The 21125-nt window shown below is 63.4% G+C and carries 12 protein-coding genes; 3 read left to right on the plus strand and 9 right to left on the minus strand.

Annotated elements, in window-relative coordinates:
* Positions 1 to 12 precede the first annotated feature (12 nt).
* The 3 genes from RCH09_RS08900 to RCH09_RS08910 all read right to left on the minus strand — a co-directional run bounded on the left by RCH09_RS08900 (position 13) and on the right by RCH09_RS08910 (position 11780).
* Positions 13 to 8748: a GH36-type glycosyl hydrolase domain-containing protein gene (locus tag RCH09_RS08900; protein WP_442785020.1), complete on the minus strand. Its 8736-nt coding sequence runs from the start codon at positions 8746 to 8748 to the stop codon at positions 13 to 15.
* 199 nt (positions 8749 to 8947) lie between these two features.
* Positions 8948 to 10171 carry a hypothetical protein gene (locus RCH09_RS08905; RefSeq protein WP_326940717.1) on the minus strand — a complete coding sequence of 408 codons (1224 nt, stop codon included), beginning with the start codon at positions 10169 to 10171 and terminating at the stop codon, positions 8948 to 8950.
* A gap of 97 nt (positions 10172 to 10268) precedes the next feature.
* Positions 10269 to 11780 carry a leucyl aminopeptidase gene (locus tag RCH09_RS08910; protein ID WP_326940718.1) on the minus strand — a complete coding sequence of 504 codons (1512 nt, stop codon included), beginning with the start codon at positions 11778 to 11780 and terminating at the stop codon, positions 10269 to 10271.
* A 37-nt stretch (positions 11781 to 11817) separates the two neighbouring features.
* Here RCH09_RS08910 and lptF point away from each other — a divergent pair, with 37 nt between their 5' ends.
* From lptF to RCH09_RS08925, 3 genes are read left to right on the plus strand one after another with little or no spacing between them, the layout of a single operon-like run.
* Positions 11818 to 12948, plus strand: a complete 1131-nt coding sequence (lptF, locus tag RCH09_RS08915; protein WP_326940719.1) for an LPS export ABC transporter permease LptF — start codon at positions 11818 to 11820, stop codon at positions 12946 to 12948.
* Positions 12945 to 14087: an LPS export ABC transporter permease LptG gene (gene lptG / locus RCH09_RS08920; RefSeq protein ID WP_326940720.1), complete on the plus strand. Its 1143-nt coding sequence runs from the start codon at positions 12945 to 12947 to the stop codon at positions 14085 to 14087. The genes lptF and lptG overlap by 4 nt, the downstream gene beginning before the upstream one ends.
* 42 nt (positions 14088 to 14129) lie before the next feature.
* Positions 14130 to 14504, plus strand: a complete 375-nt coding sequence (locus tag RCH09_RS08925) for a sirohydrochlorin chelatase (protein ID WP_326940721.1) — start codon at positions 14130 to 14132, stop codon at positions 14502 to 14504.
* Here the strand turns inward: RCH09_RS08925 and RCH09_RS08930 are convergent.
* The 6 genes from RCH09_RS08930 to RCH09_RS08955 form a co-directional block, all read right to left on the minus strand.
* A complete protein-coding gene (locus RCH09_RS08930; protein WP_326940722.1) occupies positions 14495 to 15088 on the minus strand; it encodes a hypothetical protein in 594 nt (197 codons plus the stop codon). The two genes, RCH09_RS08925 and RCH09_RS08930, sit on opposite strands and share 10 nt — an antisense overlap.
* A 77-nt stretch (positions 15089 to 15165) precedes the next feature.
* Positions 15166 to 16992: an ExeM/NucH family extracellular endonuclease gene (locus RCH09_RS08935; protein ID WP_326940723.1), complete on the minus strand. Its 1827-nt coding sequence runs from the start codon at positions 16990 to 16992 to the stop codon at positions 15166 to 15168.
* 184 nt (positions 16993 to 17176) lie between these two features.
* Positions 17177 to 17536 carry a hypothetical protein gene (locus RCH09_RS08940; RefSeq protein WP_326940724.1) on the minus strand — a complete coding sequence of 120 codons (360 nt, stop codon included), beginning with the start codon at positions 17534 to 17536 and terminating at the stop codon, positions 17177 to 17179.
* Positions 17537 to 17540: 4 nt separating this feature from the next.
* A complete protein-coding gene (locus RCH09_RS08945) occupies positions 17541 to 18917 on the minus strand; it encodes an ammonium transporter (RefSeq protein WP_326940725.1) in 1377 nt (458 codons plus the stop codon).
* Positions 18918 to 19186: 269 nt separating this feature from the next.
* Complete coding sequence (locus RCH09_RS08950) at positions 19187 to 19744, minus strand: cytochrome b (RefSeq protein ID WP_326940726.1); 558 nt, start codon at positions 19742 to 19744, stop codon at positions 19187 to 19189.
* A 67-nt stretch (positions 19745 to 19811) separates the two neighbouring features.
* A complete protein-coding gene (locus tag RCH09_RS08955) occupies positions 19812 to 20855 on the minus strand; it encodes a hypothetical protein (protein ID WP_326940727.1) in 1044 nt (347 codons plus the stop codon).
* Positions 20856 to 21125: the final 270 nt, after the last annotated feature.

Consider the following 21125-nt stretch of genomic DNA (forward strand, 5'->3'; position numbering starts at 1 on the left):
TCACATCGTTGCTCATGGCACCATCAAGCGCACCGTATGCTGCCTGCCGTCGTCGGCCAGCAGCACGACCGCGCCGGGCTGCGCCACGGCATCGACCGTCAGTCCGGTCGGCATGCCGGCGGCGGCGCGTTGCACCGTGATCCGGTAGCTGCTGCTGCGATAGCGATAGGTCATGTTGAACGACGGCCAGCTTGCCGGCAGCAGGGGCGTGAGCGTGAGCCGGTCGACTTCGAGGGTGAGCCCGAGCAGCGACTCGACGATCAGCCGGTACAGCCAGCCCGAGGAACCGGTGTACCAGGTCCAGCCACCGCGTCCGACATGGGGCGCCACCGCATACACGTCCGCCGCCACCACATACGGTTCGACCTTGTACCGCTCGACTTCGACGGCGTTGCGGGCATGGTTGACCGGGTTGATCATCGCCAGCAATTCCCACGCGCGGGCGCTGTCGCCGAGGCGCGCAAACGCCATCGCGGTCCAGACTGCGGCATGGGTGTATTGGCCGCCGTTCTCGCGCACGCCAGGGACATAGCCACGGATATAGCCCGGATTCAGATCGGCCTTGTCGAACGGCGGGTCGAGCAACTGGATCAGCGCCGGACCGCGCCGCACCAGGCGCAAATCGACCTGCTCCATCGCGTGGGCGGCACGCACCGGATCGCCGGCGCCGGACAGCACGGCCCAGCTTTGCGAAATCGAGTCGATCTGGCATTCGATGTTGGTGGCTGCGCCGAGCGGCGTGCCATCGTCGAAATACGCACGCCGATACCAGTCGCCGTCCCAGGCGTTGGCTTCGATATTGCTGCGCAGCGTGGCGGCCTGCGCGCTGCAGCGCGCGGCAAACGGCGCGTCATTCATGCGTTGCGCGATGCTCGTGAAGCGGGTCAGCACGTCGTACAGGAAGAACGCCAGCCACACGCTCTCGCCCTTGCCATGCTGGCCGACCTTGTCCATGCCGTCGTTCCAGTCGCACGAGCCGATCAGCGGCAAGCCGCGTTCGCCAAAGCGCAGGCCGTGCTCGATGGCGCGCACGCAATGCTGATACAGCGTCGCCGTTTCATTGGAACGGGACGGCATGTCGTAATACGAATCTTCATCCGGGTTGACGGCACGCCCTTCCAGAAAATGCGTGACTTCATCCAGCACGCCGCTGTCGCCGGTGCTGCTGACGTAGCGTTCGACCGCCAGCGGCAGCCACAGGTAATCGTCCGAGCAATGGGTGCGCACGCCACGGTCGGCCGGCGGATGCCACCAGTGCTGCGCATCGCCTTCAACGAACTGATGCGCGGCGCAACGCAAGATCTGCTCGCGCAGCAGATGCGGCTGGGTATGGATCACCGCCATCGCATCCTGCAACTGGTCGCGGAAACCGAACGCGCCGCCTGATTGGTAATAGCCGCTGCGCGCCCACAAGCGGCAGGCGATGGTCTGATACATCAGCCAGCCATTGGCGAGCACATTGACGGCGGCATCGGGCGTCTCGACGCGCACTGCGCCCAGCACATCGTCCCAGTGATGCTGGATCGCCGTCAGGGCATTGCGCGCCGCCAGCGAGCCGCGGTATTGCTGCACCAGGGTGCTGACATCGGCGCTGCGCCGGCCTGCCACACCCAGCATGAAGACCACTTCGCGGCTCTGGCCATCGACCAGCTCCATCGGCACCTGCAAGGCTGCGCAGGCATCGAGACCGGCGCCGGTGCGACCGGACAGGCGCACCCGTGAGAGGGCGGCCGGGTTTTGCAGGGAGCCGTTGCGTCCGAGGAATTCGGTGCGGTCGCCGGTGACGCTGCGGTTGGCGGTGTCGACATCAAAGAAGGCGATGCGCTCGGCGAACTCGGTGTTGTAGGCATTGCGCGCAAACAGCGAACCAGTGACCGGATCGAGTTCGGTGACCACATGCATCATCGACTTGTCACGCAGGTCGCCCAGCACCCATTCGACGTAGCCGGTGGCCGACAGCCGGCGCGTCTGGCCCGACATGTTGCGGATTTTCAGCACCGAATACTTGATCGAGGCATTCAGCGCGACATACACCCACAACTCGGTATGGATGCCTTCCTGAGCATGCTCGAAGACGCTGTAGCCGAATCCGTGGCGGGTCAGGTAGGTGCCGCTGCCGCGACACGGCAGTTGTGCCGGTGACCAGAACCGGCCGCTGTCTTCGTCGCGCACATAGAAGGCTTCGCCGCTGGTGTCGGCCACCGGGTCGTTGTGCCACGGCGTGAGCCGGAACTCATGCGCATTCTCGCCCCAGGTGTAGGCCTGGCCGCTCTCCGAGATCACGGTGCCGAAATGGGCGTTGGCCAGCACATTGCTCCACGGCGCCGGCGTGCGCGCGGCGGCCGAGGTGGTGATCAGGTATTCGCGCCCGTCGGGGCTGAAGCCGCCAATGCCATTGGCCAGGATGCGCTCCGGTTCGTCGCGCACGGTGACCGGCGCGAGCGGCACGCGCACTGGCGCCAGTACCGGCATGCGCAGTTCGGTCACGCCGCGCCGGTTGATCTGTTCGGCCAGCGTGCCGCGGTGGTCCGCCAGGACCACGCGTGCCACCGATTGCAGCAGGATCCGGTCCTCGGGTGCGATCTGGTCGTTGAGGCGGACAAAGATGCCGCCGGGCCGGTCGATATTGTGGCCGTCGATGCCCGATGCGACCAGGCCCATGATCTGTTCCTGCAAGACCTGGCGATAACTGGCGTGGTCTTCGTTCCAGATCACCAGATCGACGGCGAGGCCCTTCAGACGCCAGTAGGCGTGCGCCTGCACCAGTTGCCGCACCAGTTCGATATTGGCCAGGTCGCTGATCTGCACCACGATGATCGGCAAGTCGCCCGAAATCGCATAGCTCCACAGGCCCGACTGGCCGCGCCGGTTCTTGATCAGCACCGCGGCGTCGGCGCGCAGCAGCGGGTTCATGAAGACAATCGAGCCCGCCAGCCGGTTGTACAACTGGGCATCGGTTTCGCTCGCATTCAACTGCCGCAGCACCACCTGGCTGTGGGTCCAGGCCAGTTCCAGCACGCGATCGGCCAGATGCCGGTCCTGGTATTTTTCGAGCAGATGCAGCGCCGCCTCGCGCGTGTCGACCACGCCGGTGACGATGTCGACCACGGCCGACTCTTCCGGCTCCAGCACGATGCGGTAGCGGATCGCGACAATCGGATCGAGCACCGAGCCGGCGCTGTCGGACAGCGCGCCGGGCGCGCGCAACGCGGCCGGATCGACCAGCGTGTTGCCGCGGCCGATGAAGGTCATGCGGTTGGTTTCAAACGAGGCCACGCCGATCTCGGCGCCATGTACCACCACTTGATGCAGCATGGTCGGCAGCTGCTCGTCGACCGAGCGCGGACGGCGGCTGCACAGGATCGCGCCGCGCTCGCGCACCAGTTCGGTTTGCACGAACAGGTTGCTGAAGGCCGGGTGGGCGGCATCGGCGGCGGCCGGCGCCAGCACCACTTCGGCGTAGCTGGTGATTTCGATGGTGCGGCGGGTGCGATCGCGGTTGGTGATTTTGGTGCGGCGCAGTTCGATGTCGTCCTCGGGCGACACCACCACTTCGGTATGCATCTCGATGTCGTTGTCGGTGCGGCGGAATTCGGCGCGGCCTTCCGAAAAAATCACTTCATATTGCTTGGCCTGCGTCAGGGTCGGATGGTGCGTGGTGGACCAGAGGCTGCCGTCATCGACATCGCGCACATAGCAGAACATGCCCCAGTTGTCGCGCGTGCCATCGGCGCGCCAGCGGGTAACGGACAACTCGCGGCGGCGGCTGTAGCTGCCGCCGGAATTGGTCATCATCACGTGATAGCGGCCATTTGACAGCAACTGGATTTCCGGCAGCCGGCCATCGGGCTGGCGGAACACCCGCATCGGCATGGCCTGCGCGGCGTGGCTGCTGCGGATATCGGACAGTTCGGTGGTGTTGGCGTAATGCGCGGTGGCCTTGGGAATGCGCTCGTGCAGCAGCAGCATGGTGGCCTGGAACAGCGGGTCGGAGGCGAAGCGCCGTTGCATCGGCTGGTCCAGCAACAGATAGGCCAGGCTCAGGAAGCCCATGCCCTGGTGATGCACCATGGCCGACTGGATCACCGCGTGGGTCTGGCCGCGCGGCAGGCGCGATGGCGTGAAATCAATCGCCTCGACCATGCCAAAGCGGTTCTCGAAGCCATCGGCCGCCAGGCGTTGCAGGTTGTCGCAGGCTGCCTGCGGTGCGACCATCAGCGCCATCATGGTGGCATACGGCGCCACCACCAGGTCGTCGCCGAGGCCGCGTTTCAGGCCCAACCCCGGAACGCCGAAGGCGCGGTACTGGTAATTGAGCGCGGCATCGAAGGTATTGAAGCCGGACTCGGAAATGCCCCACGGTACGCCGCGCTGCAAGCCGTAGTCGATCTGGCGTTGCACGGCCGAGTGATAGGTCTGGTCGAGCAGGGTGTTGTTAAAGGTCGGCATCACCAGCAGCGGCATCAGGTATTCGAACATCGAACCGCTCCACGACAGCAGGATCGGTGCGCCGCCGGCGACGGTCAACTGGCGGCCCAGCGCAAACCAGTTCTCTTGCGGCAGCTGCCCCTGGGCAATCGCCACGAAGCTGGCCAGACGGGCTTCCGAGGCCAGCAGATCGTAGTAACTGGCGTCGCGTCGCCGCTCGCTGACGTTGTAGCCGATGGCCAGCAGATTGGTGGTGTGGTCGTACAGGAAATCGTAGTCCATGCGGGCGAAATCAGCCGCCTGCGCGGCCAGCCGTTCAATCTCGGCGATGCGCGTGCGCGCCGCCAGATTGCCATCCGCCAGCGCCTGTTGCAGCGCCTTGACGGCATCCTGTTCAGGGCCGACCGGCAGGCTGTCGTGGTAATCGATCAGGGCGCCACGCACACTGAGATCGATGCGCGCGATCCCTGCCAGCGTCGGAATGGCGTCGAGCGCGGCGCACAGGTCGGGCAGGTCGAGCTGAGGCAGTGGCAGCACGGCCCACGGCGTCAGAACCAGCAGGTCGGCATGCAGGTCGCGGCATTGCTGCGCCAGCGCACGCATCCACCAGCAGGTGTCGGCATCGGCGACCTCGCCCGGGGCGCCGTCGACTGCCGCGGCGGCGTCGGCCAGCGCGGCCAGATGCCGGCACAGGGCGGTGAGGCCGAGGGGCGCTTCCTGCCGGGCCTGGGTCAGGCTGGCGCGGACCTGGCGCAACGGCTCGAGGGCGCTGCCGTGTGAGGCTTCCAGCAATGCGTTGAGAGTGTCCTCGATGCCTTCGAACGGACGCGCCACCACGATCGGTGCTTGCACCAACAGCAGCAGCCCTGGCCGCAGCGTCAGCAGGTGTCCGGCCAGATTGCCGCTGTCCACCGATGACACGTACATCGGCAACAACGGACGCAGGGTCTGGGTGTCGTACCAGTTGTAGAAATGGCCGTGGTAACGCTCCAGCGTCGCCATGGTCGCCAGCGCTGCGGCGGTGCGTTCGAGCATGCGTGCATGCGACAGGTAGCCAAAGTCCCACGCCGCCAGATTGGCCAGCAGCGACAGGCCGATATTGGTCGGCGAGGTGCGGTGGGCAGTCACCGCGACCGGTTCAAGCTGGACATTGTCGGGCGGCAGCCAGTTGTCCTCGGCGCCGACATGGGTTTCGAAGAAGCCCCAGGTCTTGCGCGCCAGTCGCCGCAGGTAGGTGGTCTGTTCCACCGACAGACGGGGATCGCGATGATGTTGCGGCCGGCTGATCAGCCAGGCCAGCAGCGGCGACACCCACCACAGCACCAGCAACGGCGAGGCACTGGCCAGAATCATCGGGCGGTCCGCCATCAGCAGGGCCGCGGTGATCAGGGCCAGCGTCGGCGCGAACCACATGGTGCGATAACTTTCCGTCAGTTCGGCCTCGCCACGCTGGACGATGGCCGATGATGGATTCCACTCCAGCAGTCGGCGTTTCGAAATCAGCATGCGCCACAACGCACGCCCAATGGCATCGAGACTGAACCAGGCTTCGTACGGCAGGAAGGTCAGCGTCAGCACGCTGTTGGTCAGATGCAGGCTGGCGCTGCGCAGTACCTCGCGCAGGTGCTGACGCAGCAGGGTCTCGTCGGATTTGCGCAACAGGTCGGTCAGAATCGTCGCCACGGTCGGGACCAGCACGATGGCCAGTGCCGCTGCAGTCCAGATCCAGCCGGCGCGCAACGCACCCCAGCCGACCAGCATCAACGCCACCAGCGTCGGCGCGACCAGGCTGCGCCGCAAATTGTCGAGCAATTTCCAGCGCGCCAGCGCGGACAGCGGGTTCTTGCGCTTGGGTCCCGGCGTGCCGTTGCCGTTCGACGGTCCCGGCACGCGCGGAAACAACCATGCCAGCAATTGCCAGTCACCGCGAATCCAGCGATGGCGCCGGCTGACGTCGGCGTGATAGCGCGCCGGGTAGGCTTCGTGCAATTGCGCATCGCTGATCAGGCCGGCGCGGGCGTAGCAGCCTTCCAGCAGGTCGTGGCTGAGGATCTGGTTGTCGGGCAGCTTGCCCTCCAGCGCCTGTTCAAACGCATCGATATCGTAGATGCCCTTGCCGATGAAGGAACCTTCGCCAAACACATCCTGGTAGACATCCGAGACGGTACGCGTGTAGGGGTCGATGCCGGGCTCGCCGCCGCACAGCCGTTCGTACAGCGAGGCGTCGGCGCCGGGCAGGCTGGCGCTGACGCGCGGTTGCAGGATGCCGTAGCCTTCGGTGACGCGCTGCTTGCGTGGATCGTAGTAGGCCCGATTGAGCGGATGGGCCAGGGTGGCAATGAACTTGCGGGCGGCGTCGCGCGGCAACTGGGTGTCGGTGTCGAGCGTGATGATGTAACGCACGTGCTTCAACGCACTGGTATCGCCGATCACGTGCGAGAACGCGTCGGTCCCACCCTGGCGCAGATAGTGGTTCAACGCCGCGAGCTTGCCGCGTTTGCGCTCGACCCCCATCCAGACCCGTTCGCGCGCATTGAAGTGGCGCGGACGATGCATCAGCAGAAACGGACTGCCGGCGTCGGCGTATTTGGCGTTCAGGCGTTCGATGGCGGCGGCGGCATACTCGACCAGCAGATAGTCGCCCGGCAGGCTTTCGGTGGGCGCATCCGGCAAGTCGGTGAGCAGGCAAAAACGCAGGTTGTCGTCGCGGTTGGCCAGAAAGCGCACCTCCAGCGCTTCGCACAAGGCGTCGACGCCGGCTTCGGAAAACAGCAGCGTGGGAATCACCACCAGCGTGAAGCATTCCGCCGGAATGCCGGTGGAGTAATCCATGCGCGGCAACGGACGCGGCGTTGACAGCAGCGTGGCCAGCCAGTTGACCAGCGCAATGGCCATCTGGCTGGTGGCAGGAAATGCCAGCAGTGTGACGACAATCCGCAACCAGTGCGATGAGGTGGCCGGCGTGGTCAGCAGAATCAGTGCGGTGGTGAGCACTGTCAGGGCGGCAATCGCACCCAGATACAGCGGCAGCGACCAGAGTTCGGCATCGTGTTTGAGCGTTTGCAGCACGGTGCGTCGCATCTCGATGCTGAATTCAAGCTGGACCCGCCCCGGGCCGATCAGGAAGTAGCCGATGTGGGCGCGCCGATTCGCGCTGCCGTTGACTATCAGCGCCTGCTCGGTCAGCGCCAGCGCTGCTTCGGCGACCTGTTGCTCATTCAGGGTGCTGCTGCGCGCGATCTCTTCGACCACGTGGCGATAGCCGTCGCGGGTGGCGAAGTCCATCGCCGGGTAGATCCCGGCCGGATCGCGCGCCAGCGTTTGTTCGACCACGCTGAGCTGTTCGACAAACTCCTGCCAGTCCATGGCGCCCAGAAAGCGCAGGCTGCCGATGCTGTTGCTCACCGAAACCTGATCGCTGGCCTGTTGTTGTGCGTCTGCCTGCACCAGTTGTTCGATGGTTTCACCGGACTCGGTCAGGCGCTGCGTGACCCAGGTCAGCGGCAGCGCGAGCGCCGGGTTTTGCCCCTGCAGGCTGCGCGCCAGTTCGGCCACGAAGGAATGCACCAGCGGCGGCTCCGAGCGCGCCATATCGGCCACCACCAGGATCAACTCGCCCGGCGCCTTCTCGGCGGTCTCGGTCATCAGCCCGGCCCAGTTGGCTGCCAGTTCGCGCTTGATGCGGGAGGCGCTCAGTCGCGCCGCGACCCGGCGCAGATTCTCGATCAATGCCAGCCGCAGCATGATCGGGATGGCCCACAGTTCGCCCAGCAGCAGCGGCGCGACTTGCTGATAGGCCGCAACGAACCGGCTCAGGCTTTCCGGATCGACCCGACCATCGCCATGCGCGATGGTTTCCAGCGCGATGTCGTACACGCGCGGACGTCCGGCCGAAGCGCCGTGGGCCAGACGCGGCAATTGCTTGCTGTAGGTTTTTGGCAGATGCCGCTTGGCGGTGCGAATCTGTTCTTCGATCAGGTAAAAATTGTCCAGCATCCATTCCGCCGCCGGCGTGATCTGCCGGTTCGCGCGGACCGCCTGCGTGAGCAGGTTGCAAGCCTCGACGATGACCGCTTCGTTGTCGGCCAGGCGCGGCAACAGCAGATCGCGTGCCGTACTGGTGCTGATCTGATGCGAAGCGGCAAGGATCTTGCCATGCTGCTCCATCTGGGCCGAGCCATACAATTCGGCACGCAGGGGCAATTCTTCGTCATTGACATGGTGCGCAAGATCGTCGTCACGCAGGCTTGTTCCTGGTTTAAAAAAGTCCTGCAGCGTTTTGCGAAGGGAAGTCAAAATCGATCGTCTCTTTCCGAGCATGGCTCTTGCAATGCGCCAGAAAGTGCGCGACAAGCGCGCCCACAGCGTCCGGCATTGCGACGCCGATGGGATGGAATTAGGAAAGGGGAAGTGCGTGCATACCGGCGTGCGACCATGGTAGCCGCGCAGCCGGAACGGTGATGTGCGCTATCGCACGGTCAGCGCACCGGCAGCGCGAATCTGCCGGTGCATCAGGCGGTTACGGCAGGTAAGTCCACAGGCGGGCGAGGTCGGCGCCGCCGTCACGGCCCTGCACCGACTTCAGTACGCTGGCGGCTTTGGCTTTGTCGCCCGACAATTGCAGCGCCATGCCCAGATGCAACTTCGCCTCTTCCGGATGCTTCAAGCCACCCTTGGCAATGCCCTGTTCGATCAGGCTGATGCTGCGCGGATAGTCCTTCTGACCGAGGTAGTTGGTGCCGATATTCACCAGCGCGGTGCCGCTGGCGGCTTTTTGCGCCGGGGCTTCGCTCTCGGTCAGCACTTTCTGGTCAGCCGCAGCCTGGTTGCGCGCCTGGGTGCGCAATTTGGTGTGTTTGGCGGCCTGCGCACCGGTGCCGAGCAGGCTGGCGGCAAAGCCCTGCTCCAGTACCGACGACGCTTCTGCCGGCAGGTTGGCCTGCAATGCCAATTCCGCCATGAGCGTGTAATCGGCTGCCGTGGTCAGCGTGCCGGTGGCGCGCTGCAGGCGCAGCACATCGAGCGTATAGCGGTCCGAAAAACCCGGTTGCCGTTGAATCCGGTCGAGCAGCGGAGCCCAGTAGGTAGGCTTTGGATAGGCCTGTGTAAGCTTCTCCAGAGCAACGCCGTAACCTGCCATGTCGTTTTGTTTGCGCGAACTCTCGGCCAGCATTTGCAGGCGCAATTCGGTGGTCGGGCGACCGGCCTTTTCATCCGCGGCCACCTGTGCCTTGAGTGCGGTCGTCACGCTGGCGAAATCATCGCTCAGGAATTGCGACTGCAACAGGATCAGATTGATATTGTCGCTGCTGCCGCCGGAGGCCAGAAAGCGCTGCGCCCAGACGATGGTTTGCGGGTATTTCTTCTGGTTGTAAAAATTCGCGGCTACGCCTTCGGTCAGCTGCAATTGCTCGGCTGGCGGCAAGCGGCCGCTGTCGATGACCTTCTTGAAGGCGTCTGCCGTCAGGTCGGCATCGCCGGCGCCGGATGCGGCCGGACCGCGGGTGCGCTCGATGGTGAAGTTCTCGAAGGGCGTGCGATCGGCAATCGCATCGGCGCTCTTGAGTTTGGCAAGGGCTTCGGGGAATTGCTTGGCCTTCACCAGTTCCTGTGCCTCCTGGACCAGCTTGACGATTTCGGGGCGCAGCGTTTCGGCTTTCGGCGCGTCCTGCGCAAAGGCCGGGACGGCAATCTGCAGCGCCGCAGCGAGCAGGGCTGACAGTAGATGATTACGTGTTTTCATGGTCTCGATTCTGACGTGTGGTCTGAACAATTCGGTCGAAAAAAAACGGCGCTCGCAAGATTGTTGCGAACGCCGTCGATGCAGCAGGCGGTCGTGGTTACTTGACTGCTTGCGCGCGCGTTTGCAAAAAGCGCATCAGCAAAGGCACCGGCCGACCGGTAGCACCTTTGGCCGAACCGCTTTTCCAGGCGGTGCCGGCGATATCCAGATGGGCCCACGTGTATTGGCGGGTAAAGCGTTCGAGGAAGGCTGCAGCCGTGATACTGCCACCACCCGGGGTGCCGATGTTGGCCATGTCGGCAAAGTTGGACTTCAGCTGATCGTTATACGCTTCTTCGATCGGCATGCGCCACGCCGTGTCACCGGTGATCTTGCCGGCGGCCAGCAATTCGTCGGCCAGCGTGTCGTGCGCCGCGTCATGGCGGGTGAACAGGCCGGTGTTGTGATTGCCCAGTGCGACCACGCAGGCGCCGGTCAGCGTCGCGATATCGACCACGGCGGCAGGCTTGAAGCGCTCGACATAGGTCAGCGCGTCGCACAGCACGAGGCGGCCTTCGGCATCGGTGTTGAGCACTTCGATGGTCTGTCCCGACATCGAGGTCACGATGTCACCCGGACGGGTGGCGCTGCCCGACGGCATGTTTTCACAGGTGGCGATGACGCCGATGACGTTGAGCTTGAGCTTGAGTTCGCCAATCGCGCGAAACGCACCCAGCACGGTCGCCGCGCCGCACATGTCGTACTTCATTTCGTCCATGCCGGAACCGGGCTTGAGCGAGATGCCGCCGGAATCGAAGGTGATGCCTTTGCCGACCAGCACCACGGGTGCATCCTTGGCCTTGCCGCCCATGTGCTTGAGGACGATGAACTTGGGTGGCTCGACGCTGCCATTGGTGACCGACAGGAAGCTGCCCATCTTCAGCGCTTCGAGTTGTTTGCGATCGAGGATCTCGACACCGAACTTGAAGTCCTTGGCCATCGCGCGCGCTGTGGTGGCGAGGTAGGTCGGGGTGCAAATGTTCGGTGGCAGATTGCCCAGGTCCTTGGTCAGCGCCATGCCGTGCGCCAGCGCCAGGCTGTCGGCAACACTGGTTTTTGCCGCGGCGGCATCGCCGGCAGCGACGGCGAAACTGATCTTGCCCACGCCTTGCGCAACCGGTTCCTTCTTGCTCTTCATTTCATCAAAGCGATAGGCTTCGGTCTGCACCGACAGGACCGCGCAGTTGATGGTCTGGCTGACGGTGCTGTCCTTGACGCCATCGAACGGCAACGCGATGACGCCATCGCTTGCGCCCAGTTTTGCGAAGGTGTGCGCAACGGCGCGCATGGCGGCGCCAAAATCCTTGAGCGAGACCGGCGTTTCCTTGCCCAGGCCCACCAGCAGAACGCGTTCGGCGGTCACGCCGGCGACGCGTCGCAGCAGCAGGGTGCTGCCGGCTTTGCCCGTGATGTCGCCCGACTTGACCGCAGCGGCGATTTCTCCGCTGGTATCGATGGCCTTGGCGGCCGCCGACAACTGTTTTCCTTCGAGTACACCAACCACGACACAACCTGATTTGACATTGGCCAGTGTGCTCTTGGCGTCGAATGTTTTTATGCTAAAGTCCATCGTTTTCTCCCATTTTGCGTACGCAAGTATAACCCTCATGATTTTCCAGCGCGCGCTCCGACGCGAATTGATCAGTACCGCAGGCGCTGTCTTCACTACCCTTTTCACGATTACCATCACTGTGATGCTGATCAAGATTCTTGGTCAGGCAGCAGGCGGCAAAGTCGCATCCGAAGACGTGATTGCCCTGATTGGTTTCGCGGCGCTGAACTATATGCCGGTGATACTGATCCTGACAACGTTTATCTCGGTGCTGCTGGTCGTCACACGCAGTTATCAGGATTCGGAAATGGTGGTGTGGTTCACCGCGGGCCTGAGCCTGACGCGCTGGATTTCGCCGGTGCTGTCGGTTGGTTTGCCAGTCGTGGCGCTAACGGCGTTACTGAGTTTTTTTGTGACGCCGTGGGCCAACCGCTCCAGCGCCGAGTTTCGCGAGCGCTTCGAAAAGCGTGCCGACATCTCCAAGGTTTCCCCCGGCAAGTTCCAGGAGTCCTCCTCGTCGGACCGGATTTTTTTCGTCGAAGGCGTCACCGGCGATGCGATGAAAGTGCGCAACGTGTTTGTCAACACCGTGCGCGACGGCCGCAACAGCATCGTCGTGGCCAAGGAAGGCCAGATCGAATTCGACAAGAACGGCGACAAGTTTCTGGTTATGGCCAAGGGCCGGCGCTATGAAGGCAAGCTGGAGGAACGCGATTTCCAGCTGATGGAATTCGAACGTTACGGCGTGCTGGTGTCGGCCACCTCGCAGGCACTCGAAGGCGACAAGTCGGCGCGCTCAGCCACCACCCTTGACCTGATTGAAAGCAGTGACGGCTTCAACCGCGGCGAATTGTTGTGGCGGATTTCGCTGCCGCTGATGTGCCTGTTCCTGATGCTGCTGGCAATTCCGCTGGGCTTTGTCAATCCGCGCAGCGGCCGCTCGGCCAACCTGATCATTGCGCTGCTGCTGTTCGTTTTTTACAGCAACATGATCAGCCTGATGCAGGCCGCGGTGGTGCAGGGCAAGCTGGTGCTGGGCATCGCCTGGTGGCCGATGCATCTGTTCGCCGGGCTCACCATCGCGTTGCTCTTTTCGTGGCGTCTCAAAATGAACAGTCAATATCATCCGTTGGTGTGGTGGGCCAGGGCCAAGCAATGTGTCGTGGTTCGCCGAGGTCCGCCATGACGGTTCTGCAGCGCTACTTCGGCAAGGAAATCCTGCGTGCGGTGCTGTTCGTGCTGCTGGCCTTCCTGGCGCTGTTTGCCTTTTTCGACCTGATCGGCGAGTTGCCGGCGGTCGGACATGGCGGCTACCAGATCCAGCATGCCTTCCTGTACATCCTGCTCGGCCTGCCGGGCTACACCTATGAACTGATGCCCATTGCGGCGTTGATCGGCACCATCTACGTGCTGGCGCAGTTCGCCTCGAATTCCGAATTCACCATCATGCGGGTCTCGAGCCTGTCGACCTTTCAGGCCGGCGTGATGCTGGCAAAGATCGGACTGGTGTTCGTCGTCATCACGTTCGTGTTCGGCGAAATCGTCTCGCCAGCCAGCGCCGAGCTGGCCGAGAAGCTCAAGCAGCAGGCCCAGGGCACGATTTCGAAGGAGTTCCGCTCCGGGCTGTGGACCAAGGACCTGATCAAGAGCCATGGCGGCGACGGCGAAGTCATCGGCACGCGCTTCATCAACGTCCAGGAACTGCTGCCGAACGGTCAGTTGAATGGCCTGAAGATGTATGAGTTCGACCGCGAATTGCGGTTGACCTCGATGGTGACGGCCGATGCCGCAGTCTATCGCGGGCGCAATTACTGGCAGCTGACCGGCGTGGCCGAAACCCGTTTCGAGCCCACCGTGTTCGACCTGAGTACGCTGCCCGATGCCAAGGCCGGGATCAGTACCGTCAAGCTGCCATCGCGCCAGCTGATTTCTGAAATCACACCGGAAATCCTGTCGGTGACCTTCGCCGATCCGGACCGGATGTCGGCATTCGGCCTGTCGGCCTACACGCGCCATCTGGCTGAAAATAACCAGGTCACCGAGCGCTACGACATCGCCTTCTGGAAGAAGATCGTCTATCCGTTCGCCGTCTTCGTGATGATGGCGCTGGCGTTGCCGTTTGCCTATCTGCACGCGCGTAGCGGCGGGGTCAGTCTGAAGATTTTCATCGGCATCATGATCGGTGTCAGCTTCAAACTGCTCAACAGCCTGTTCTCCCACGTCGGCCTGCTCAATACCTGGCCGCCGCTGGTGACGGCCTTGCTGCCCAGCCTGCTGTTCCTGGTCGGCGCGGTGCTGGCGTTGCGCTGGGTCGAACGCCATTAGCACCGATCAATGAATCGTTCCACCTAAAAAGAGGACTGCACAATGACAACCCAAGCGCTGGTTTTGTTTGCCCACGGAGCGCGCGATCCGCGCTGGGCTGCGCCGTTCCAGCGGCTGCAGCAGATTGCCAGTGCACAGTTGCCGGCGGTGACGGTGCGGTTGGCGTTTCTGGAATTAATGACGCCGCAACTGCCGCAAGTGGCCGAGGAACTGGTCGCCGCAGGCTGCACCGCACTCACCGTGGTTCCGGTCTTTCTGGGACAGGGTGGCCATGTGCTGCGCGATCTGCCACTGGTCATCGAGCAGCTGCGCGTCGCCCATCCGCAATTGTCGATCACGGTGGCCGACGCCGTGGGTGAAAGTCCGCAGGTACTGGCGGCGATTGCGGCTTACTGCATCGACAGCATTCAGGACTGAAGCGCCAATCCGCGCGATTCTCGCGCAAAGGTCTGCATCAGGCCGAGACGAATTTCGCCGCACATTTCCGGTTCGTCACGCAGGCGCGCCAAGCCTTCCTGCACCAGTGCATAGGCAGGCTCGCGGCAGGCCGGATCGCGCATCGCCCTGGTTAGCGCCAGCAGGATGTCGAAATGACTGGGCGGCAAGTCTGCGGTCTGGATCAGCACGTGCGCGATGGCGCGCAGCGCACGTCGCTGCAACGCTGCCGGCAGGTGTTCGAGCTGCAGCGCAAGGGCCTCGGTCAGCACCAGATGCGGCGTGGCGCGCAGCGTCTGTTCAATGAACGACATGGCCTGCTCGCGCTGGGCCGGATCGGCCAGTTGCCCCAATCGGCTGGTGATGAGCAACAGCAGCGGCATCGACGCCAACGGTTTTTGCGCGAAACCATATTGCTCCAGATCGATGCATAGCCGCGCGAAGGCCCGGCGCTGCATCTCATCCTGCTGCCCATCGCGACGGTGGCGCGGCATATCTTCGATCCATCGGATTGCTGCCGCCAGCGACATCGGCGCTGGCGCAGTAAGATTTTCAACCATGTTCATGATCGCGGCTACAGAAGTTGGATTACGCATTGGGTGGTGCGCCTGCCTGCTTCGGTTCCCCGCGCCGGACCCGTTGCTCAGTCGGTAAAGCGCAATCCAACCAGCACCGGGTCGTGGTCCGAGGCACGAAACGGCGTCGGCGCGTAGCGGTCGTCCGGCTTGTTTTCGGTGTTGTAGTCAAGGATCGCGGGTTCGTCTGCGTTGATATGCCAGATGGTCACGCCACTGACGCGCGGCGCCAGTGCCTGGCTGACCAGGGCGTGGTCGAGCGCGCCCGACAAGCCATCGAACACATAGGTGTAGCGCTCGCTCGCGGGTACGCGTTGCAGCAGGTTGTCAAATCCGGCCGCGGCAAGCGCCTGCAGCGGATCTTCGGCCAGATAGCTGTTGAAATCCCCGACCATCAGCAGGTTGGTGTCTTCGGATTGTGTGGTCAGGCGGGTGACCCACTTTGCCAGGGCCTTGGCCTGCCGCACCCGCGTGGCATTCCAGCAGCCCTGGCCGCGATCACGGTCGGCGCTGCGGCTGCTGGTGGGACAGCTGGATTTGCTTTTCAAATGATTGACCACCAGCCAGAAGCTGCGTTGACTGTCATTGGTCGCGAAGCGCTGCGCCAGTGATGGTCGCGCCTTGCCGTCGACCTCGAAGCTGCTGCCGGGTGGCAATGAGGCGATGCCGACCGGATGCAGTCGGGCCGGTTTGTAGAGGATCGCAACCTTGATTGCGTCATTGCCCTGGACCTCGCTGGGGATCGCGGCCCAGGTGGGTGCGCCGACGCGGGTGTTGAGGGCGCTGACCAGATGCTCCAGCGCGGCGGCGCCGTTTTCGATTTCCATCAGACCCAGCGCATCGGCATCCAGTGCGACGATGGCGCTGACCAGTTTGTCGCGCTGGCGGTCGCGTTCCTGGCTGGTGTCGGCGCCGCGCGACTTCAATGTCTTGAAGAAATTCAATACGTTCATGCTGGCCACGCGCACGTCACCGCCGACCGTGGCGGGCTTGTCGGAACGGGGATTGCGCGCCGCGAACTGCACCGGCCCGGTTGGCTGCACCCGCCAGCCATCGTGGGCCCAGCTCAGGATGCCGGTCAGGCCGGTGACGCTGTCGCCGACCCGACGCGTGCCGCCCGCATCGGCGGCAGACAGATACGGTATCGGATTGGGGCGTACCGCATTGGCGCCGTCATCGAGCAGGATCGCGGCGCGGGCGTTGTAGGCGCTGACGGCGGCCGGGTCGGTCAGCGTCGGGTGATTGTGCGGCTGCCACAGCCGTTCGTCGGCGGCCAGCAGAAGCGTGCCGTTGTAGCCCAGTGAATGGTTGTCGCTGACCACCAACGGTTGGGCAAACCGCACCAGCATGCCCTCGTGCGCTTCCAGCGCCCTGCTGTCGCGTACCGGCAGGGTCATTTCGGTGGGTGCGATGGCTGGCCCGACGCCACACGATACGATCTGCGTGACGTTGCCGATACGGGTCAGCCGTTGCGTGTCAGCGCTGCTGCTGCGGTATTCCTCGATGGCGCCGCTGACCTGCACATACTGGCCGACCGCGACCCGGTGCGCGCGCAGCGGGACATAGACGAAGATGCCTTCGGAGCTGCCGGCATGGCGAGCCGCCGCGGGCTGCTGCATGAAGAAGCCGTGCAGCCGGGCGCGATCCTGAAAATCGCCGGTCACCACGCCAAGCACGGACACGGCCTGGCCGACCCGCGCGCTGAGCGGTCCGCTGCCTTGTACGCTGGCGATGCTGCGCAGGGTGTTGGGCGCGGACGGGCAGGTCGGCAAAGCCGGCTGTGCCGGACTGGCAGTGGGGGCCGCTGGCGCCGTTGGCGTCTGGGCGAAACCAACGCAGCTGGCGCACAGCAGCGTGAGGAAAAGGAACGGCCGGGGGAGAAAGGGAAGACGCATGCAACACTCCGAAATGCGAAAAACGCGCCGCACGACGCGTGCAGGGAGTCATTGAAACGCAACCGGAGGGGAGGCGGCAAGCCGGCTGGTCGCGGTGCGAACGGCCCGCTTGGGTCGGTTCAGGCGGCACGGCGGTTGCCCGGATAATCGTTGGCGAAAATACGTCAGCGGCGCGGGAGCTGCTTTAACGCAAGCCTTTCAGATACCGCCGGTTAGGTGCGGGATTGTCCGGCGAACCGGCTTCGGAAGCTGGTGCGGCGCTGGTCCCGGGCAGTGGGGCGCCCAGTAGCCGGGCACGGTCCGGATGATGCTGCACGAACAGCACCCGCAACTGCAACAGATCCAGCGCCGCGTCCGCCACCGCCGGATCCGACGAGATCAGGGTGCGCTCCAGCACCGATTCGGCATAGCTCCAGCTCTGGCTGAACTTGAGGACATCGAAGTCGGCGCCCTTGGCCTTCAGGTTGGCTTTCCACAGCAGCACCGAAAACTTGATTTGATCGGACTCGAAATAATCGAGATTGAAAGGGCCGGTGGTCGTCATGGCGTCAGCGCACCATTTCGTTGTGTTGCGACAGATCGAGGCCGTCGTGCTCATGCTGCCGGGTGACGCGCAGGCCGATGACCCGTCCGACTGCAAACAGGATGAGGGCAGTGGCGACGCCGGCATAGGCGAAGGTCACCACCACGCCCAGCAATTGCGTGCCGAAGGTGGTCGAGGCGCCGCCAATCTCTTTCACGGCAAAGACGCCCGTCAATAGCGCCCCGACCGTTCCGCCAATGGCATGCACGCCGAACACATCCAGCGAATCGTCATACCCGATCAGGCTCTTGAACCAGGTTGAGGCGAAGTAGCAGGCCACGCCTGCGACAACGCCGATGACGAGGGCGCCATCGGTATCGACGAAGCCGGAGGCCGGCGTAATGGCCACCAGGCCGGCGACCGCGCCGGACACCATGCCGAGCAGCGACGGCACGCCGCGCCGCAGCCATTCGGCCGCCATCCATGCCAGCGCGCCGGTTGCGGTGGCAAACTGGGTGGTCAGCATGGCCATGCCGGCACGTCCGTCCGCCGCCAGCGCAGAGCCGGCATTGAAGCCAAACCAGCCGACCCAGAGCAGGCATGCGCCGGTCACCGTCAGCACCAGATTGTGCGGCGCCATGATCTCCTTGCCGTAGCCGTTGCGCGGGCCAAGCATGACGGCGGCGACCAGGCCGGAGATGCCGGCATTGATGTGCACGACGGTGCCGCCGGCAAAATCGAGCACGCCGCGCGCGGCCAGGAAGCCGCCCGGTTCCCACACCCAATGCGCCACCGGCACGTACACCACGAGGGACCACAGCGCGACAAATGCCAGCATTGCTGAAAACTTCATGCGTTCGGCAAACGCGCCGGTAATCAAGGCTGGGGTGATGATCGCAAAGGTCATCTGGTACATCACGAAGACACTTTCCGGGATGGTCGGGGCGATGTGGCTGACAGTCAGCCGGCCCGGGTCCTTGAAGAACGCCATGCCATGCAGCATCAGGCGATCCAGGCCGCCCAGGAATGGCGAGCCCGGCGTGAATGCCAGGCTGTAACCCAGTGCGACCCACAACACGGTAACGATGCAAACCGAAATGAAACTGTGCGCCATGGTGCCAAGGACATTCTTTTTGCGCACCATGCCGGCGTAAAACAATGCCAGCCCGGGAATGGTCATCAGCAATACCAGCGCCGTGGCAGCGAGCATCCAGGCGGTGTCGCCCGGATTGATTTTGGTGGCATCCACGAACATCGGCACAGTCGGTGCCGCGACCGGCAAGGCGGTCTGCGCGGCGGTGGTTGCAACAACCTGCGACTCGTCGGCGCGGGCCGGTGACGTCGCCGCCAACGTGAACAAGGTTGCTGCTGCAACCAGAACGAATAATGCCCTGACTCGCATGAATATCCTCCGTGACGGTGGGAATTCCTGCGCCAGGGAGACGGCGCAGTGGCTGCAGTTTGCTACCAAAAGTCAGCGATTGCAGTCAGGCGAGTATGCAGGATAGGTTGGTTGACGACAACTTGTGGCGTCAATGTTGGAAAGAAAAACCGGTGATTTTTGTCGCGCTGGAGTAACAATCGGGCCAAAAACGGCTCCGGATTGCCGTGGCGACAACGGTTTTGCGATCCGCACGTTGTCGCCGTGACTGCCTTGTCAGCAACCGTTAGTCAAAACCACATGCGCTTGAACACGCCATCACGGTCGACCACAGCGTGCTTGATGGCAGAAGCAACGTGCAGCGCGACCAGGCCGGTCAGCACCCATGCCACGGTGCCGTGGATGTCAAAGAACTGCTCAGACAAATCGTGGTTGGGCGCAACCAGCACTGGCAAGGCGATGCCGAAAAAGGCCATCCCATGCTTGCTCAGCGCGGCGCCGATCATCCCGGTCAGCGGCATGACAACCAGGCACGCATACAGCAACCAGTGGGTGATGGCGGCGGCGCGCACTTGCCATTGCGGCAGGCTGGCGGGCAGCTTCTCGGGGCGATTGCCGGCGCGCCAGAGCAGACGCAGCAGCACCAGCGCGACCACTACCAGGCCGACCGATTTGTGCAGATCGAAATACCAGCCGCTGTTGGGCTCGTCCTCGATCGACATCATGTACCAGCCCAGTCCCGTCATGCCGGTGACCAGCAATGCCAGCAGCCAGTGCAGCAGGATTGCCGGGGTCGCATAGCGCCATTGGCCGTTGAGCTGATCATGGCGGGAGGAGTGCGTATTCATGGATTTCCTTTTGAAGTGTTCCTGCGAAATGGATTGGCAACGCTGCAATCCGTTGCCACTGCAGTCATCATACGACCCAGCGGCCATCGCGATAGACTTCTTCGCCACCCAGTTGCACCGAATGTGTAATCGCAAACACATCCACATGGTGCCGTACCACGCCGCGCTTGAAGCCGGGCTTGGCATACACGCCATGCTTGGCGCCCAGCGACAGGTGAATCCCGCACATGCGTTCGAAGGTGCCGATGTCGCTGACGGTGCAGTCGCGGTTGAACGCGCGGTTCATGCCAAAGCCGAGTTCGCGCAGCCAGACCTCGCCCTCATCGGCGCGAATGTTGTCCAGTACCTGGTCGAATTCCGGCGTGCTGTCGATCACGGCGCTGACGCGGCCTTTCGTGATCACCAGCGTGATCGGTTGCGCTGGCTGGTTGACGGCAAAATTGGTGTCGCCGAAGACAAAGATGCGCACCCGGCCATTCACGGATTCGAGATCGCGTGCCTCGGTAAATACTTCGCCAATCGGAAACTGGCCGCCGACATTGGTCATGCCTGCGTAGTCGCCGATATTCACCTTGGCCGATTCCAGCGGGCCGTCAAAAATCAGCTGTGCGCCATCGCTGTCGACCACTGCCGAATTGGCGTTGTCGATGCGCGCCTGCAAGGCCCGGCCGGTGCCGCGGTAATACGCCGCATCGTAAGCAAGCGCTGCGATGTAGTGCAGCGATTGCGCGCCCGGCATGCGCGCCAGATGCGGATGCTCGATGACCTTGAGCGCGCGCTTGAACAGCTCGACGCGAATCCGGTAGGCATCGAGGCGGAAGTTGGTCGACTGGATCAATACCACCAGATCGCCGGCTGCGAGCAGCGCAAATTGCGCCTGGATAGCTGCCGGCGACACCGCATCGAAATCGATGAAATGCGCCGCCGGCAAACAGCGGCGATAGGCCTCGGTCAGTGCCACAGCCAGCTGGCAGGCAGTATCGAAAACGACGATGGCCGACTGCGCCGGCGTGGTTTCGATGGCCAGCGTCAGCACGTCCTGCAGATGGCGTGCCGCGGTGGCGACGGCGGATTCGGGCAGCAACGAGACTGGATCGGTAGGGGACGACATCAAGGGGAGTGGTAGCGGCAAGGCGTGAACGCGAAGCGCGTATTTTACCTCGGTGGAATGCGCCGACGGCATCTGGTTCGGAGCGCGATGCCGGCAGGCATTGCATCCGGCGATGCGTTCGGCTGCCAGCATCAATGAATGGGCATTTGCACAAGCATTTTCGGAATCCTTATCCTAAAATACCGATCAGTCCAATATTTCACCAGTCGGTCATTTTGCAGTATTCCCAGTCACAGACCCGGAGCGCAATGGACTGCTCAGTCGGCTCGG

Origin of the sequence: Actimicrobium sp. GrIS 1.19 (genome assembly GCF_035984655.1) — a bacterium.
Lineage (GTDB): Bacteria > Pseudomonadota > Gammaproteobacteria > Burkholderiales > Burkholderiaceae_D > Actimicrobium.